Below are 16,026 nucleotides of genomic sequence, written 5' to 3'. Positions count from 1 at the left end.
GCCTACGGTTTCCGGCCGACGCCCACCCAGATCACCGACTCCTCCGGCTTCGCGAACGTGATGACCGGCGCGTCCGGGCCGCTCTCCTCCGGATGCCACAACGGGGTCCACGTCATGCCGGGCTCGACCAGCTCGAAATCCCCCAGCAGCGCGCGGATCTCTCCCTGCGACCGCCACACGACCGGGCTCGTCGACTTGTCGTACATCGCTTTCAGCTCGACCAGTTTCTGGTCCAGCTCCGGCGGCACGCCCTCGTCGGTGACCTGCGAGACCACCAGATACGAACCGGATCGCAGCAGTTCCCGGTACTGGGCAACGGCCCGCGGGCCGATGTCCGTGCCGTCGTGCCCCGGTTGCTGGATATGCAGCACCGCCACCAGCAGCAGCGCGACCGGCTGCTCGAAGTCGATCACTCCGGTCTCGGCGACCTGCTCCCACAGGCCCTCCGGGTCACGCATGTCGCCGCGGATCACCGCGTGCCGCCCCGGGTCGCCGTGGTTGTCCAGCAGGTAACGCGAATGCGCGACCGCGACCGGTTCGTTGTCGATGTAGACGACACGGGAGTCGGCCGCGACCGCGTCGGCGATCTGGTGCGTGTTGCCCATCGTCGGGATGCCCGAGCCGACGTCGATGAACTGCCGCACACCCAGCCGGACCAGATGGCGCACGGCGCGGTGCAGGAACAGCCGGTTCGCCATCGCGACCGATTTCAGCACCGGGAAGCCGGCGGTCACCTTTTCCCCGAAAGCGCGATCGATGGCCCAGTTGGCCGAACCGCCGAGCAGATAGTCGTACACCCTGGCCACGCTGGGGTGTTCGAGATCGACGCCCTCGGGCGGAAAGGGATCGGGTCCCCGTTCGCACACAGTTCTCCTCCAGCCGTCGGAGATCATAGCAGCGGGGTCACTCCGCATCGGGGCCCTTCGGCCCTAAACCGGCCAGGGGCACCGACGGCATACTGGGCGCTCCACGAGGGAACAGCCAAGGAGCGCGTTCTTCCCCGTCGGACAGGGGTTCTCCGCGCCACGCCGGCCTTCGGGAAGAACGGAGACACTCAGATGACGCCCTGTTTCATTCTGCCGGAGTCCGTGCTCGCCGAACTGGCGCGACGCGACGACCCCGAACTGCGCGAGACCGCGCTGCGCACGATCGCGGCCTCGGCGTCCCTGCGCACCCAGCGCACCACGTTCACCCAGGCGGTGCAGCAACTGGGGGTGGGCTCCGCGGCGCTGGCGGGACTGACCCCGGACAGCGGGGAACGCAAATCGGTCTATGACGTCGGGCACGGCACCGAAAGCGACCTGTCGGGCGAGCTCAGGCGCAAGGAGGGCGGGGGCCCCGATCCCGACGGGGCGGTGAACGAGGCCTACGACGGCGCCGACCGCACCCACGACTTCTACCGGGAGGTCTTCGGCCGGGAAAGTGTTGACGGGAAAGAGATGGAGCTGATCTCGTCCGTCCACTTCGGAACGGACTTCGACAACGCGTTCTGGAACGGGCTGCAGATGGTCTACGGCGACGGCAGCGGCCGGGTACTGGCGAAGGGTTCGCTGACCAAGGACATCGCGGTGGTGGCGCACGAGATCACGCACGGGGTCGTGCAGTTCACCGCCGGCCTGCGTTATCGCGGCCAGTCCGGCGCGCTCAACGAGCACATGGCCGACGCGTTCGGCTCGATGTGCAAGCAGTACGTGGCACACCAGGCCGCGAACGAAGCAGACTGGCTGATCGGCGCCGGCGTGCTGGGCAGTGCCCTGCACGGTGCGGCGCTGCGGTCGATGAAGGCTCCGGGCACCGCGTACGACTTGGACAACCAGCCGGCGCATATGAAGGACTACGCCGACACCAGCGAGGACAACGGCGGCGTGCACATCAACTCGGGTATCCCGAACAAGGCGTTCTACCTTGCGGCGACCGGACTGGGCGGCTTCTCGTGGGAGACCGCGGGGAAGGTCTGGTATCACGCGCTGAGCACGAAACTGGGCGAAGACTCGGACTTCAAGGCCACCGCCGACGCCACCGTGACCAGCGCCCGCGAGTTGTACGGTGACAAGGAGGCGGAAATCGTCTCGTCCGCCTGGACGGAGGTAGGAGTCCGCTGAAAGTTTCGGTGGTACGCGGCGGGGGGATCACGGGCCTGGTGGTGACCACCGTGGCCGATAGCGGTTCGCTCGCGCCCGGGGACGCCGAGACGATGCGCGAGAAGGTCCGCGACGCGGGCCTTCTCGACGCCTCCCCGGGCGCGGGCGAACCGCGGCCCGACGCGCAGACCTACGAGATCACCGTGGAATCCGAGGGACGGGAGCATCGCGCGGTGGTGCGCGACGGCGAGTTGCCGCCGGGCACCGGCGCGCTGCTTTCGTGGCTGGATTCGGTGCCGGGCCGGGAAGAAACGATCAGCCGGCCTCGTTGAGCCGCGCCAGTTCCTCGTCCGAAAGGCGTAGTTCCGTCGCCGCGGCGGAATCGCGCACCGTCTCCGGCCGGGACGAACCGGGAATCGGGAGCACCACGGGCGCCTGCGCCAGCAGCCACGCGAGGCACACCTGCTGCGGGCTGACCCCGTGCGCCTCGCCGATCTCGGCGAACGGGGCGAACCGGCTGCCGAGTTCGCCGGCGCGGGCGATCCCGCCGAGCGGGCTCCACGGCAGGAACGCGATGCCCAGTTCCGCGCACAGCCGCAGTTCCGGCTCACTGGACCGGAAAGCAGGCGAGAACTGGTTCTGCACGCTGGTCAGCCGCCCGCCGAGGATCTCGCCGGCGAGCCGGATCTGGTCCGGGTCGGCGTTGGAAATCCCGGCGTAGCGGATCTTCCCGGCGTCGAGCAGATCCTTGAGCGCGCCGACGGATTCGGCGTACGGGACCTTCGGGTCGGGGCGGTGGAACTGGTAGAGCCCGATCGCATCCACGCCAAGGCGTTTGAGCGACGCGTCGCAGGCCTGCTTGAGGTATTCGGGCGAGCCGTCGAGGGTCCACGAGCCGTCGCCGGGACGCAGGTGGCCGCCTTTGGTCGCGATGAGCACGTCGGACGTGTCGCCACCGTAGCTCGCGACGGCGCGGGCGATGAGGGATTCGTTGTGACCGACTTCGCCCGCGTCGCGGTGGTACGCGTCGGCTGTGTCGATCAGCGTGATGCCCGCGTCGAGTGCGGCGTGGATCGTGGCGACGGAACGCGCCTCGCCGGGCCTGCCTTCGATCGACATCGGCATCCCGCCGAGGCCGATCGCGCTGACCTCGGTTTCGCCGATTCGGCGAGTCTGCATGGTGGTCCTCTCCGGTGCAGCAGTACTGACACCTCCACCCTGCGCCCGCGGGATTAAGCTGTCCAACAGAAGATTCTGATCGGGTTGAGCAGTCAGGGTGATCAGTCATGGAGCTTCGCCAGCTCGAATACTTCGTCACGGTCGCGGAGGAATGCCATTTCACCAGGGCTGCCAAGCGTTTGCGGGTGGCGCAGTCCGGGTTGTCCGCGTCGATCCGGTCGCTGGAGCGGGAGCTGGGCGCGTCGCTGTTCCTGCGAAACACGCGACAGGTCGAGCTGACCGCGGCCGGGCGCGCGTTTTTGGCCGAAGCGCGGCGGGCGTTGTCGGCGACGAACGCCGCGCGCGAAGCGGTGTCCGCGGTGCAAGGGCTCTTGCGGGGCAGTCTCGCGATCGGCTCGTTGCAGTGCCTGCACGTGGTGGATCTGCCGAAGGTGCTCGCCCGGTTCCTGGCAGCGCATCCGGGGCTGGACATCCAGCTGCGGCACGGCGGTTCCGGCGAACTGATCGAGCAGGTGCGCGGCGGCCAGCTGGATCTGGCCTTCGTCGCGCGCCCGGATCGCTGCGCGGATCTCGTCGTCACCCCGCTGGCGGAGGAGCCGCTCGTGCTCGCCTGCCCGCTCGGTCACCCCTTCGCCGAGGAGGCCGGATTGGACGTGGCGCGGGCAGACGGGGAACGGTTCGTGGATTTCGTGCCGGGCTGGGGTTCGCGGGATCTGGCCGACGAGGTGCTGGCCGCCGCGGGGGTGGACCGCCGGGTCGCGCTGGAGGTCACCGACGTGCATTCGCTGCTCGACCTCGTCGCGTCCGGGCTCGGGATAGCGCTGGTCCCGCAGTCGTTCTCGGTGAAGACCGACCAGGTGGCGTTCGTCGGGCTCGCCGGCGGACTGCCGCCGTGGGCGACGGCCGGGGTCAGCGCACGTCCGGTCGGCGCGGCCGCGGCGGCGTTCCTGCGTGAGGTCGCGGAAGCGAAAAGCGGGCGTGCGCGGGTGCCTTTCGCTGCGCGAACCAATTGATCCCTTCCGGCGGAGGAGAGCGGATCGGCGATCACCGCCTGCCGTGATCCGATTTCGATCATGCGTCCGAAGCGGGCATCATGATCCATCGTGGACACGGCCGGAGAATGGTCGCTCAACGTAGCCGGATGAAAACAGCCGAACGGTCTGGACGTGGGCGTCCCGGTGGACTATCTGTTGTACGCCATCTGCTCCACCGCTCCCCGATCGCACGAGAACGCCGCGACCGAACGTTTTCGTCGAAAGGCAACGAAGTGCTCGATAAATCGGCAAAGAAAATGGGATCTTCGCCCGCCGGCAGGCGTAAATCCAGGATTCCCCTGCGGACCAGGGTATTGGCGATAGCGCTGATCCCGAGTTTCGTCCTGCTCGCGGCCGGGGTCGGGATCAACGCCTATCTGATCACCGCCGCCGTCCGCCAGCGCGACACCGCGGCGCTGCTGACCCGCGGCTACAGCCTGGCGGTGCCGTTCATGCCCGCGATGACCGCGGAACGGCGCGCGAGCATCGCCTACGCCGCCGATCCGTCCGACGCGCACAAGGCCGCGCTCGAGGAGGCCCGCGCCGGGTTCAACCAGCTGCTCGGCGCGTTCAGCACCATCTCGACCGAGGTCGCCGGCGCCATGCCGGCCGAGGCGCGCGAGTCGATCGACCGGTTCGTGCAGACCATGGGGGTGCTGCCGCGGATCCGCCAGCAGATCGACAACGGCCAGGCCCCGCGGCTGGCCGTCTACGACACGTACAACACGATCGCCGACGCGATGATCGTCGCCGCCGGCGCGATCGGCCGCGATTCGACGGACAAGGACGTGGCGCTGATGCGCTCGTCGGCGTCGGACCTGATGCGCGTCTCGGACTGGGCCGACCGCGGCAATTCGCTCGCGCTCGCGGCTTACCAGAGCGGCGGGCTCACCGGCGGCGAAGTGGCCGCGTTCGACTCGCTGACCCGCGCCTACCGCGCCGAACTGACCGGCCTTCGCCCCCAGCTTCCCCTTGCCCAGCAACAGAAAATCGACGCGCTGACGTCCTCTCCGGACTGGGCGCTGCTGGGCACTGTCGAGGATGCCCTGGTACGGCAGGGATACGACCCACGCCCGCCACCGCCGGGGGTGGTGCCTTCGGTGCCGGTCACCATCCGGCAATGGCAGGACGCCGTGGCCCGGGTGTCGAGCACGATCAGCAGCTTCGGGCTCGGCGATCTCGGCAGCGCGGCGGCCGCGGCCGAAAAACAGTCCGCCGACGACACCCTGCGCCGCTCGATCGTCATCGCCGCGGCGAGCCTGCTGCTGGCCGTCATCGTGCTGCTGCTGGCCCTGCGCATGGGCAACGATCTGGTGCGCCGCCTGCGAACGCTGCGCGCGGACACGCTGGAAGCCGACGAGCGGCTGCCCGAGGTGGTGGAGCGCATCCGTCGCGGCGAAGACGTCGACGTGTCCAGGGAAATGCCCGCGCTGGACTACGGCGGAGACGAGATCGGCGAAGTGGCCGACGCGTTCAGCAAGGCGCAACAGGCCGCTGTTGCCGCGGCCGTGCAGGAGGCCCGGTTGCGCGAGGGCACGAACACGGTGTTCCTCAACATCGCCCGGCGCAGCCAGGCGGTCGTGCACCGGCAGCTGCAGGTGCTGGACAAGGCCGAACGCGCGGCCGACGACCCGGAGCAGATGGAGCTGCTCTATCAGCTCGACCACCTCAGCACCCGGGAACGCCGCAACGCGGAGAACCTGATCGTGCTCGGCGGCGCCCAGCTGACCCGCCAGTGGCATACGGCGGTGAACCTGCTCGACATCGTGCGCGGCGCGGTCGCGGAAACCGAGCAGTACAACCGGGTCACGTTCGGCCGGCTCCCGCAGCTGCGCGTGACCGGCCGCGCGGTGGCCGACCTGATGCACCTGCTCGCCGAACTCGTCGACAACGCGATCGCATTCTCCCCGCCCGAATCCCGCATCGAGGTGCGCGGCAACCCGGTCGGCAGGGGCGCGGTGGTCGAGATCGACGACCAGGGCCTCGGGATGCCCGCCGAGGACCGCGACCGGTTCAACGAAATGTTCGCGGACCCGCCGGACTTCGGGGTGATGGCGCTGACCGGCGACTCGCGGATCGGGTTCTTCGTCGTGGCCAGGTTGGCCGCGCAGCACGACATCCGCGTGTCGCTGCTCGAATCCGCCTACGGCGGCACGCGCGCCGTGGTGATGATCCCGAACAGCGCACTGGCACAGGCGAAATCGCTGGCCTCCGCGGAGACCGGGCACACCGACTGGTTCGACACCCCGGTGCCGGCGCAGCCCGGTCCCACCCAGGACACCGGGCCGCGGACGGCCGTGGCGATGCTGCCCGAGGCCGCGCCGGCGCCGTCGGAGAGCAGGCCACCGCTGCCGAAACGGCGTCGCCAGGCGAACCTGGCGCACCAGCTGCACGACCCGCCCGAACCGGAAGCCGACACCGACAACGAAGCGACCGCGGCCGAGGCGAGAGACCTGATGGCCGCGTTACAGGACGGCACCACCCGCGGCCGTGCCGACGACGAGATCCGGCACGGCTGAACCGCGCCGCGGAGACGAGGACCCGATGGAACAGACGACCCGCAACACGGACCTGAACTGGCTGCTCGACGATTTCGTCGAGCGGGTGGTCGCGATCGACCGCACGGTGCTGCTCTCCGCCGACGGGCTGCTGATGGGCCGCTCGGGCGGTCTGTCCGAAGAGGACGGTGAGCATCTCGCCGCGATGGCGTCGGCCTTCCAGAGCCTTTCCCGTGGCGCCGCAAGGCATTTCAGCGGCGGTGGCGTGCGGCAGACGATGGTGGAGATGGACAACGCGTTCCTCTTCGTGCTGGCCGCCGGCCACGGCTCGTGCCTGGCCGCGCTCGCCGAGCGCGACTCGGACCTCGGGCTGGTCGCCTACGAGATGAACCGGCTGGTCAAACGGGTCGGGACGACGATGTCCGCGCCATCGCGCCCCGTCGCGGCCCCAGGTGGCAGGCCCCATGACCTGCGGTGAAACCAATGGACGGCTGGGAAAACCCCGACTCCGCTCCGCTGGTCCGCCCGTATCTGCTGACCGGCGGGCGCAGCCGTCCCGCGCGCGACGACCTGGAGCTGATCACGCTGGTGGTGACGGCGACCGACGAGATCCGCGAGACGGTCAGCCCGGAGCAGTCCGAGATTCTGCGGCTGTGCCGCCGGCCCTGTTCGGTCGCGGAGGTCTCGGCGCTGCTGAACCTGCCGTTGATGGTGGTGAAGGTGCTGCTGAGCGACCTCATCGACCGCGGCCACCTGATCCACCGGTCCCCGCCGGCCACGACAACCCCCAGCAGGCAACTACTTCAGGCGGTCCTTGATGGCATCCGAAGGCTCTGAGCGACCGGCACTGGCCGCGACGGTGAAGATACTCATCGCGGGCGGCTTCGGCGTCGGGAAGACCACACTGGTGGGCGCGGTCAGTGAAATCCGCCCGCTGCGCACCGAGGAGCTGCTGACCGACGCCGGTTCGGCGGTGGACGACCTGTCCGGGCTGGAGGACAAGACCACCACCACGGTCGCGATCGACTTCGGCCGCATCACGATCAGCCCGGAACTGGTGTTGTATCTGTTCGGCACCCCGGGGCAGCAGCGGTTCTGGTTCATGTGGGACGAACTGGCCCGCGGCTCGCTCGGCGCGGTCGTTCTCGCAGACCCGCGCCGCCTCGACACCAGTTTCGCCGCCGTGGACTTCTTCGAACGCCGCCGGCTGCCCTTCGTCGTCGGCGTGAACTGCTTCGACCACGCGCCGGTGTACCACGCCGACGAAGTCCGCGAAGCGCTCGATCTGGACGGCGGGATTCCGGTCGTGCTGTGCGACGCGCGGCGGCGCGAGCCGGGCAAGCACGTCCTTTCCGCGCTGCTGGAGTACTTGCTGAAAGTCGGCGACCGGGAGTGGGCGGGATACCGGCCCGGAGTCGGCTGACTCAGCCGAATTCCGACAACACGGCGCCGGTGTCCGCGCCGAGCGGCGCCGCCGTCCCCGGTGGGCGGCGGGCCACCGGAGACGCGACCGCGGGCATCGGGCCGGGTCCGAGCGAACCGGCCAGCGTGGCCGCCGCCTGTTCCCGCAACGCCAGGTCCACCAGCCAGGTGCCGCCCCCGAGCCGGCACGCGACGGCCGCGAGCGCGGCGTTGACACCGGTGAGCGGGGCCGCGATGGCGTCCCCGCAGGGCACCGCCGTCCAGGTTTCGGTGTCGAACGCGAGGAGCCCGCCGGCCACCGCGGCGTCGTCACCGAAGCCGGGATGCCTCGCCCACGGTCCGGTGCGGCCGAAGGCGGTGATGCTCAACCAGCATTTGCCGGCCGCGCGGGTCAGCACTTGTTCGGCTCGCACCGGCGGGTCGTTCGCGATCACCACGTCGGCCGCGTCGACGAGCCTTTCCAGCGCCGCGCGACCGTCTGGAGCCGCGAAGTCGAGCGCCACGGATTCCTGGCCCCAGTGCAGCAGATCGTAGAACTCGCGCGGCCCGGAGCGCGCCGGGTCGGGCACCCGGCGGTCCTCGACCTTCACCACGCGGGCGCCGAGCGCGCTCAGCAGGTGCCCGCACAACGGCCCTGCCCACAGCGAAGTCAGATCGACGACCAAGGTGTCCGGAAATCGCCATCGCCTGCGCTCCCCGTGCGTCGGACCTGCCCCGGGCCGGGCGCGACGGACCTTGCCGTTGAGCACGAAGGGCCAGACCCCATCCTGCTGATCCCGTGCCGCCAGCTGCTCGTCGTCCTTTGTGGGCAGAACGGCCGGCAGGCCGATCCGGCGGGCCTCGTGGACCAGCTTGGCCGCGTCGCGCAACGCGACCGCGGCGGCGACGGTGGGCCACGGGTCGTCCAAGGGCACCGATTCGCCCAGCCACAAGGACAACAGCTCCGCGGACCGGACGAGGTTCACGCCCACCCAGCCGTCCGATGCCCGCAGCAGCCGGAAAGCACCACTGACCGACGCGGGCGCGTTGCGGCCGCGCCCGGCGATGGCGGCGCGTTCGCCGAGCACCCGCGGCCCGGGCAGGATCGCCGCGCGGCCACCGATCCGGCCGAGCAGTTCGATGGCGAGCAACGCTCCCCACGCGGCGCTGGCCGGCTGCCCCGGCGACCGCAGCGCGGGCCCGTCACGGCGACCGGTCAGCGCCATCGCGCCAGATGAGGCCCAGTCCCCGATCGCGGTGGTGTCCACTGTGCGCACCGCGGGCCCGCCCCAGGAGGCGGCCACCACCCCGATCGCGTCGATGACCCCGTCGGCCTGCTGCCAGGAACCGGGCTCGGCGCGCACCGAGGCCCCCAGCGACGCGAGCAACCGGCCGGCGTGCCACACCGTGGCGCCCGAACCGCAGACCGCCACCCGCAGCCCGGCCAGCGGGCCGCCCGGTTCCGGCTGCCAGCCCTGCGTTCCGGTGCTCACTGAAAGATTCTGCGCCACGAACGGCTTTCGCGCGCGCCTGCCGGCAAACCCGGCTGCGTGAACCTGTCCCGGCCCGGCCGCGGCGGGCATCCGGCCTTTGTGGACACCAGGAACCCGGCGCGCGTTTCATGCCCGTCCCTCGGCGCCGGTTTCGTGCACCCGGCGCAGCCGGCGTGCCGTGGTGCACACGTGCATCAGCGCCGCGGCCCGCGCCAGGTCCGCGCGCGCAGGGCGCGGCTGGAGATCCTCGTTCCCGGCCGCCTCGATGACGGAGTGATGGAACGCCGCATCGTGCCGGCTGAGCAGCTCCATGTCCAACGTCGCCTCGCGCACCGGGACACGCCCAGCTGCTGTTCGGGCGGGAGTTCCGCGCCGGGGGCAGCTTGCCGGACCGGATGAGCTGCCGGATGCGGACACCTATGTTGTTCAGGACTGGTCCAACCGGGCGAACGGATACCGGTCGGCGATCCACCGGTTGAAGTAGCGGCCCAGCGACGGGGCGCGCAGGAACTGCTCGAACACCTCCGGCGCCACCCCGTCGTAGGCGTACAGGTTCCCGCTGTGGAACTCCACTTCCAGCACTCGCCGGTCAGGGTCATAGCCGACCGCCCGGATCACCGAAGACGAGACCGGGCGGCGTCCGCGCCGCTTCGTCACCACACGAGTGTCGCAGCTCTTCCGTACGCTGAACTACCATGTGGCGAAGACTCCCCGCGGCGGACCGCTGGATCCTGCGACACGTCGCGGGCAGCGGCGCCAACCCCGTTACCAACGCCCTGCCGCCCCTCGGCCGCGCGGCCAACTACTCCCGCCTCTGGTGGGGCCTCAGCGCGGCGCTCGCGGCAACCGGCAATCGCCGCGCGCGGCGGGCCGCGTTGCGCGGCATGGTGTCCATCGGTGTGGCCAGCATCGCCGCGAACGTGGTGAGCAAGCGCGCCGTCCGCAGGCCCCGCCCGCCTGTCGAGCTGACCCCGGTCGCCCGACGGCTGGCCCGCGCGCCGATCACCACCTCGTTCCCCTCCGGCCATTCCGCGTCGGCCGCCGCGTTCGCCGCCGGTGTCGCGCTGGAGTGGCCGCTGCTCGCCGCGCCGGTCGGTGTGCTGGCCGGCGGGGTCGCCGCCTCCCGCGTCGTCACGGGCGTGCACTACCCCTCCGACGTGCTCGCGGGCATCGCGCTCGGCCTGGGCGCCGGCGTGCTGACGTTGTGGTGGTGGCCGCGCAGCACACCCGGCCCCGCGCAGGCGAAGCAGGTACAGGCGGTCGCCTCGCAGACCGGCGAAGGCGTGGTGATCATCGTCAACAACTCGGCGGGCAGCGCGGACGGTGAAGTGCTCAACGCGTTGCGAAAGCGCTTACCCGACGCCGAAGTGATCGAACCCAAAGAAGGCGACGACCTGCCAGCGGTCTTCGCCGAAGCCGCGATCCGGGCCCGGGTCCTCGGTGTCGCGGGCGGTGACGGCACGATCAACCTCGGCGCGAAAACCGCCGCACGCCACCGGGTTCCGCTGCTGGTGATCCCGGCGGGCACGCTGAACCACTTCGCCCGCGACCTCGGCGTGGACAACGCCGACCAGGCGGTGAGCGCGCTGCAGGAAGGCACCGCCATCGAAGTGGACCTCGGCACGGCCGGCGGCGAGGTGTTCGTGAACACCTGCAGCACCGGGCTGTACACCGATTTGGTGCGCTACCGCGAAAGGTGGGAACGCAGGCTCGGCAAGTGGCCCGCCATGCTGGTCGGCCTGGTGCACGTGCTGCGCCGCGCGCAACCCCAGGATCTGGTGGTGGACGGGAAGAACCGCCGCGTCTGGATGCTGTTCGCCGGCAACGGCCGCTACCTGCCGACCGGGTTCGCCCCCACCAGCAGGCCCGAACTGGACGACGGGTTGCTCGACATCCGGATCGTCGACGCGGCACGCCCCTACGCCCGCACCCGGGTGCTGTTGTCCGTGCTGACCGGCACCCTGCGCTGGGCCACGCCCTACGAGGGCGCCACTGCCACGAAGCTGGATATCCACTCCCCCAACGGTTCCCTGCACCTGACCCTGGACGGTGAGTTCACCCGCGTCGACCCGAAGACGACCATCGCCAAGCAGCCGAGGGCCCTCACGATCTACCGCACGGGTTGAGCACCGGCGAGCGCGCGCAGGAAGAACGCGACGTTCGCCGGCCGCTCGGCCAGCCGCCGCACGAAATACGGATACCACTCGGTGCCGTAGGGCACATACACGCGCATCTTCCGGCCCTGCGCCGCGAGTCGCTGCTGCACGTCCGGGCGGATCCCGTACAGCATCTGGTACTCGAAATCGATCCGTCCGGCCAGCTCCCCCGCGATGTCGATCAGTCGCGGATCATGGGTCGCGACCATCGGATACCCCTTGCCCCGCATCAGCACCTTGAGGCACCGGACGTAGGAAGCGGCCACTTCGGACTTCTTCCGGAACGCGACCGAAGCCGGTTCGTCGTAGGCGCCCTTGCACAGCCGGATCCGCGAACCCGGGCCGGCAAAGTCCGCGCAGTCGGCCTCGGTGCGCTTCAGGTATGCCTGCAACACCGTCCCGGTGTCCGGGAAATCGACCCGCAACGCGCGCACGATCGCCAGCGTGGAATCGGTGGTGGTGTGGTCCTCCATGTCCACCGTCACCCTCGTGCCCGCCGCCGCGGCCGCCGCGCAGATCAGCCGGGTGTTCTCCAGCGCGATCTTCTCCCCGTCCACCGGCAGGGCGCGGCCCAGCGCGGAGAGTTTCACCGAGACCTCCGCGCGGGCGGCCAGACCTTCGTCGTCCAGCCGCCGCAACACGGTGCGATACGCGTCGACGGTCGCCGTCGCCTGCTCGCGTTCGAGCGTGTCCTCCCCGAGATGGTCCAGCGAGACCAGCCGGTCCGCGGCCAGCTCGCGGCAGACACGGATCGCGTCGTCCACCCCCGCGCCCGCGACGAACCGGTTCACCACCGCACGCACCACCGGCGCACGCTCGGCCAGCGCCCTGCAGCGCGCCGACCGGGAAGCGGAGATCAACACCGAACGCAACATGTCACTCTCCTTGGTGCGGATAGCCGGAAGACGTCGCCGGCACGAATGTCTCCTTGATGGTGCGGGGGCTGGCCCAGCGCACCAGGTTGTAGATCGAGCCGGCCTTGTCGTTGGTACCCGAGGCGCGTGCCCCGCCGAAGGGCTGCTGGCCGACGACGGCGCCGGTCGGCTTGTCGTTGACGTAGAAATTGCCCGCGGTGAAGCGAAGCGTCGCGCTCGCCTGCTGGACCGCCGCCCGGTCGGTGGCGATGACGGAACCCGTGAGCCCGTAGGCCGCGCCCTGGTCGACCTGGCGCAGCACCCGGTTGTACTCGGCGTCCTCGTAGACGTGCACGGCGAGGATCGGGCCGAAGTACTCGGTGCTGAACACGTCGTTCGTCGGGTCCTCGCTCGCGATCACCGTGGGGCGCACGAAAAAGCCCTCCGACGCGTCGGCGGTGCCGCCCACGAGCACGTCCAGGTCCGGCGCGGCGTGCGCCGCCCGCAGCACGCCGTCGAGCCGGTCGAACGAGCGCCGGTCGATCACGGCGCCGAGGAAGTTGCGGAAGTCGGTGACGTCACCCATGGCGAGTGAGTCCACTTCGGACAGAAGATCGTCCTTGAGCCGCGCCCAGACCGAACGCGGCACGAAGGCCCGCGACGCGGCCGAGCACTTCTGCCCCTGATACTCGAACGCGCCGCGGACCAGCGCCGTGCGGAGCACGTCCACATCCGCCGACGCGTGCGCGACGACGAAGTCCTTGCCCCCGGTCTCCCCCACCAGCCGCGGATAGCCGCGGTACTGCGAGATGTTCGCGCCGATCGTGGACCACAGGTGCTGGAACGTCTTCGTCGATCCGGTGAAGTGGATCCCGGCCAGCGCCGGGTCGGCGAGCACGACATCGGACACCGCGAGGCCGTCGCCGGTGAGCAGGTTGATCACGCCCGGCGGCAGCCCCGCTTCTTCGAGCAGCCGCAGGGTCAGATGCGCGGCGAGGCCCTGTGTCGGCGAGGGCTTCCAGATCACCGTGTTGCCCATCAGCGCGGGCGCGGTCGGCAGATTGCCCGCGATGGCGGTGAAGTTGAACGGCGTCACCGCATAGACGAAACCCTCCAGCGGGCGGTAGTCCAGCCGGTTCCACACGCCGGGGCTGCTCTGCGGCTGCTGCTCGTGGATCTGGCGCGCGAAGTGCACGTTGAACCGCCAGAAGTCGGCGAGCTCGCACGCCGAGTCGATCTCCGCCTGCACCGCTGTCTTGGACTGGCCGAGCATGGTCGCGGCGTTGAGCGTGTCCCGCCACGGTCCCGACAGCAGGTCAGCGGCGCGCAGCAGCACGGCCGCGCGCTCGTCGAAGGGCAGCGCGCGCCACGACTCCGCAACGCGCAGCGCGGCGGCGACAGCGGACTTCGCGTCTTCGTGCGTGGCGTTGTGCATGACGCCGAGCACGTGCGCATGGTTGTGCGGCTGGACGACATCGATGGGCGCGCCACCGGCCATCCGCTGTGCACCGTCGATCGTCGACGTCAGCTCGAACCGGGTGCCTGCCAGCTCGGTGAGCTTCGCGGTCAGGCTCGCGCGTTCGGGGCTGCCCGGGGCGTACTCCCGCGCGGGTTCGTTGCGCGGCGCGGGCGGGTGGGTGATCGCGTCCATGTGCTGAAGGTTAGGCAGCGGGACCCGTCTTGAGGTTGGCCGATCGGCTACCTTTGAGGCGAGAGCATTGTTCGATTGGACAAAGTGCGATGAACCTGCGACAACTGCTGCTCGCGGTCGGAGAACCGCTGCTGACGCTCGGCGCGGGCAGTCTCGACGTGCCCGTGCGCGGGGTCGCGATCCTCGACCCGGACGACGAGCTCGCCGCCTGCCCTGACGAACTGGTGCTCGTCATCGGCGCGCGCGGTCGCGAAGCAGTGCGCTACGTGCGCGTCGCGGCGCGGGCGGGCGCTTCGGCCGTTGCGGTCAAAGGCAAGCCCGAAGCGCTGCGCGCTGCCGCGGAGGACGCGGGCATAGCGCTGGTGACAGTGCGCCCCGAGGTGCGCTGGGACCAGCTGCAGACCCTCGTGCACGAGGTCGTGGACGGCGCCGCCGTGGAGCCCGACGCCGGACAGGGCGACCTGTTCTCCCTCGCGCAGACAGTGGCTGTGCTGACCGGGGGCAGCGTCAGCATCGAGGACGCCGGCAACCGGGTGCTGGCGTACTCCCGTTCCGACGACGACATCGACGAGCTGCGCCGGTTGTCCATCCTCGGCTGGGAAGGCCCCGAGCAGTACCTGGCGCTGCTGCGCGAATGGGGCGTGTTCCAACGGCTGCGTTCGAGCGAGGACGTGGTGCTCGTCGAGGAACGGCCCGAACTGGGCATCCGCCGTCGGCTGGCGGTCGGCATCCGGGCCGGCGCCCAGCACCTCGGCGCGATCTGGGTGCAGGAAGGCAAGCGTCCGTTCGCCGAGCAGGCGGAACGCGCGCTGCTCGGCGCCGGCCGGCTGGCCGCCGTGCACCTGCTCCGCCGCCGCGGCTCTCCCCTGCGCTCGCCCGACGACCTGGTGTCCGGGCTGCTGGAAGGCAAGGTCAGCGCCGATCTGGTCGCCGGGCAGCTCGGCCTCGACCCCGCGGCGCCCGCGATCGTGCTGGCCGTCGCGCCGCGCGAGATCGAGCACGACCGCTCCGAGCACGAACTGCACCGCCTCGAAGTCAGCAACGTCGTGTCCGTGCACGCCACGTCCTACCGGCGGGGCGCGTTGGTCGGCACGATCGGCTCACGGGTGTACGCCGTGCTGCCGGAAGTGCCGCAGCAGCAAGCAGAACCGGCCCTGAAAACGCTTGCCAAACACGTTGTCGAGGTGCTCGGGCGGGCCGGGGTGCGCGCGCAGGCGGGCATCGGCTCGCCGGTGCGCACGCTGGCTGACGTGGTCGCCTCGCGCTCGGAGGCCGACCGGGTGCTGGCCGCGATGGCCCGCACTCCCGGCCGCGCCATGGCCACGATCGCCGACCTGCGCGCGGAAGTCCTGCTCGGCGAGACCGTCGCGCTACTGGAGGCGAACCCGGACCTGCGCGATCCCGCGGTCGGCGCTCTCGTCGCGCACGACAAGGAGAACGGCACCGAGCTCGTCCCCTCCCTGCTGGCGTACCTCGACGCGCTCGGCGACGTCCGGGCCGCGGCGGCCGGACTGCACGTGCACCCGAACACGTTGCGCCACCGGGTCCGCCGGGCGACGGCCGTGTCGGGGCTGACGCTCGAAGACCCCCGCGAGCGGCTCGCCTGCCATCTTCAACTGCTGCTGGTTTGCCCGCACTGACCCCGGGGTAGCCCACGTCGGAAGTCTGTCGTGGGAGGG

The 16,026-nt window shown here is 70.5% G+C and carries 16 protein-coding genes; 9 read left to right on the top strand and 7 right to left on the bottom strand.

Translation table 11 applies throughout. The features are described from left to right. Positions 1–2: 2 nt before the first annotated feature. A complete protein-coding gene (locus tag VHD82_RS09480) occupies positions 3–866 on the bottom strand; it encodes an SAM-dependent methyltransferase (protein ID WP_325699721.1) in 864 nt (287 codons plus the stop codon). A 192-nt stretch (positions 867–1,058) separates the two neighbouring features. Between VHD82_RS09480 and VHD82_RS09475 the strand changes: the two genes are divergently transcribed. Both VHD82_RS09475 and VHD82_RS09470 read left to right on the top strand, forming a co-directional pair. Further along, positions 1,059–2,102 carry a M4 family metallopeptidase gene (locus VHD82_RS09475; protein ID WP_325699718.1) on the top strand — a complete coding sequence of 348 codons (1,044 nt, stop codon included), beginning with the start codon at positions 1,059–1,061 and terminating at the stop codon, positions 2,100–2,102. Positions 2,103–2,110: 8 nt separating this feature from the next. Then, positions 2,111–2,413, top strand: a complete 303-nt coding sequence (locus VHD82_RS09470) for a protealysin inhibitor emfourin (protein ID WP_325699715.1) — start codon at positions 2,111–2,113, stop codon at positions 2,411–2,413. Here the strand turns inward: VHD82_RS09470 and VHD82_RS09465 are convergent. Beyond that, complete coding sequence (locus tag VHD82_RS09465) at positions 2,397–3,260, bottom strand: aldo/keto reductase (RefSeq protein WP_325699712.1); 864 nt, start codon at positions 3,258–3,260, stop codon at positions 2,397–2,399. The two genes, VHD82_RS09470 and VHD82_RS09465, sit on opposite strands and share 17 nt — an antisense overlap. A 107-nt stretch (positions 3,261–3,367) precedes the next feature. Here VHD82_RS09465 and VHD82_RS09460 point away from each other — a divergent pair, with 107 nt between their 5' ends. The 5 genes from VHD82_RS09460 (at position 3,368) to VHD82_RS09440 (ending at position 8,215) form a co-directional block, all read left to right on the top strand. Then, positions 3,368–4,273: a LysR family transcriptional regulator gene (locus VHD82_RS09460; protein ID WP_325699709.1), complete on the top strand. Its 906-nt coding sequence runs from the start codon at positions 3,368–3,370 to the stop codon at positions 4,271–4,273. A 278-nt stretch (positions 4,274–4,551) separates the two neighbouring features. Then, positions 4,552–6,813: a nitrate- and nitrite sensing domain-containing protein gene (locus VHD82_RS09455; RefSeq protein WP_325699706.1), complete on the top strand. Its 2,262-nt coding sequence runs from the start codon at positions 4,552–4,554 to the stop codon at positions 6,811–6,813. Between the two features lie 25 nt (positions 6,814–6,838). Continuing rightward, positions 6,839–7,270, top strand: coding sequence for a roadblock/LC7 domain-containing protein (locus VHD82_RS09450; protein ID WP_325699704.1), 432 nt, complete (start codon positions 6,839–6,841; stop codon positions 7,268–7,270). Positions 7,271–7,275: 5 nt separating this feature from the next. Continuing rightward, positions 7,276–7,629 (top strand): DUF742 domain-containing protein, encoded by a 354-nt coding sequence (locus VHD82_RS09445; RefSeq protein ID WP_325699702.1) that lies wholly within the window; start codon positions 7,276–7,278, stop codon positions 7,627–7,629. Beyond that, entirely contained in the window at positions 7,610–8,215 is a 606-nt protein-coding gene (locus tag VHD82_RS09440; protein WP_325699699.1) for a GTP-binding protein, read from the top strand. Before VHD82_RS09445 ends, VHD82_RS09440 begins: the two co-directional genes overlap by 20 nt. A gap of 1 nt (position 8,216) precedes the next feature. On the opposite strand, the gene VHD82_RS09435 is transcribed toward VHD82_RS09440, so the two are convergent. The 3 genes from VHD82_RS09435 to VHD82_RS09425 form a co-directional block, all read right to left on the bottom strand. Next, the gene (locus VHD82_RS09435) at positions 8,217–9,686 is read right to left on the bottom strand and encodes a CoA transferase (protein ID WP_325699696.1); all 1,470 of its coding nucleotides are present in this window, start codon (positions 9,684–9,686) and stop codon (positions 8,217–8,219) included. Between the two features lie 126 nt (positions 9,687–9,812). Beyond that, entirely contained in the window at positions 9,813–10,019 is a 207-nt protein-coding gene (locus VHD82_RS09430; protein ID WP_325699693.1) for a hypothetical protein, read from the bottom strand. Between the two features lie 93 nt (positions 10,020–10,112). Next, entirely contained in the window at positions 10,113–10,343 is a 231-nt protein-coding gene (locus tag VHD82_RS09425; RefSeq protein ID WP_325699690.1) for a KTSC domain-containing protein, read from the bottom strand. Positions 10,344–10,381: 38 nt separating this feature from the next. On the opposite strand from VHD82_RS09425, the gene VHD82_RS09420 reads away from it, so the two are divergent. Next, on the top strand, positions 10,382–11,812 hold the full coding sequence (locus VHD82_RS09420; RefSeq protein WP_325699687.1) for a bifunctional phosphatase PAP2/diacylglycerol kinase family protein: 1,431 nt from the start codon (positions 10,382–10,384) through the stop codon (positions 11,810–11,812). Here VHD82_RS09420 and VHD82_RS09415 read toward each other — a convergent pair. Continuing rightward, positions 11,797–12,717, bottom strand: a complete 921-nt coding sequence (locus VHD82_RS09415; RefSeq protein WP_325699684.1) for a proline dehydrogenase family protein — start codon at positions 12,715–12,717, stop codon at positions 11,797–11,799. The two genes, VHD82_RS09420 and VHD82_RS09415, sit on opposite strands and share 16 nt — an antisense overlap. A 1-nt stretch (position 12,718) precedes the next feature. Beyond that, positions 12,719–14,347: an L-glutamate gamma-semialdehyde dehydrogenase gene (pruA, locus tag VHD82_RS09410; RefSeq protein ID WP_325699681.1), complete on the bottom strand. Its 1,629-nt coding sequence runs from the start codon at positions 14,345–14,347 to the stop codon at positions 12,719–12,721. An 89-nt stretch (positions 14,348–14,436) separates the two neighbouring features. Between pruA and VHD82_RS09405 the strand changes: the two genes are divergently transcribed. Next, positions 14,437–15,987, top strand: coding sequence for a helix-turn-helix domain-containing protein (locus tag VHD82_RS09405; RefSeq protein ID WP_325699678.1), 1,551 nt, complete (start codon positions 14,437–14,439; stop codon positions 15,985–15,987). Positions 15,988–16,026 lie beyond the last annotated feature (39 nt).

The organism is Amycolatopsis sp. (genome assembly GCF_035546795.1).
In the GTDB taxonomy this organism is placed as follows: domain Bacteria; phylum Actinomycetota; class Actinomycetes; order Mycobacteriales; family Pseudonocardiaceae; genus Amycolatopsis_E.
This window is presented reverse-complemented; position numbering and strand designations above follow the sequence as displayed.

Coding starts and splice junctions, on each gene's coding strand:
- VHD82_RS09475 (WP_325699718.1), top strand. CDS start 1,059: ATGACGCCCTGTTTCATTCTGCCGGAGTCCGTGCTCGCCGAACTGGCG.
- VHD82_RS09465 (WP_325699712.1), bottom strand. CDS start 3,260: ATGCAGACTCGCCGAATCGGCGAAACCGAGGTCAGCGCGATCGGCCTC.
- VHD82_RS09460 (WP_325699709.1), top strand. CDS start 3,368: ATGGAGCTTCGCCAGCTCGAATACTTCGTCACGGTCGCGGAGGAATGC.
- VHD82_RS09455 (WP_325699706.1), top strand. CDS start 4,552: ATGGGATCTTCGCCCGCCGGCAGGCGTAAATCCAGGATTCCCCTGCGG.
- VHD82_RS09450 (WP_325699704.1), top strand. CDS start 6,839: ATGGAACAGACGACCCGCAACACGGACCTGAACTGGCTGCTCGACGAT.
- VHD82_RS09445 (WP_325699702.1), top strand. CDS start 7,276: ATGGACGGCTGGGAAAACCCCGACTCCGCTCCGCTGGTCCGCCCGTAT.
- VHD82_RS09440 (WP_325699699.1), top strand. CDS start 7,610: ATGGCATCCGAAGGCTCTGAGCGACCGGCACTGGCCGCGACGGTGAAG.
- VHD82_RS09420 (WP_325699687.1), top strand. CDS start 10,382: ATGTGGCGAAGACTCCCCGCGGCGGACCGCTGGATCCTGCGACACGTC.
- VHD82_RS09415 (WP_325699684.1), bottom strand. CDS start 12,717: ATGTTGCGTTCGGTGTTGATCTCCGCTTCCCGGTCGGCGCGCTGCAGG.
- pruA (WP_325699681.1), bottom strand. CDS start 14,347: ATGGACGCGATCACCCACCCGCCCGCGCCGCGCAACGAACCCGCGCGG.
- VHD82_RS09405 (WP_325699678.1), top strand. CDS start 14,437: ATGAACCTGCGACAACTGCTGCTCGCGGTCGGAGAACCGCTGCTGACG.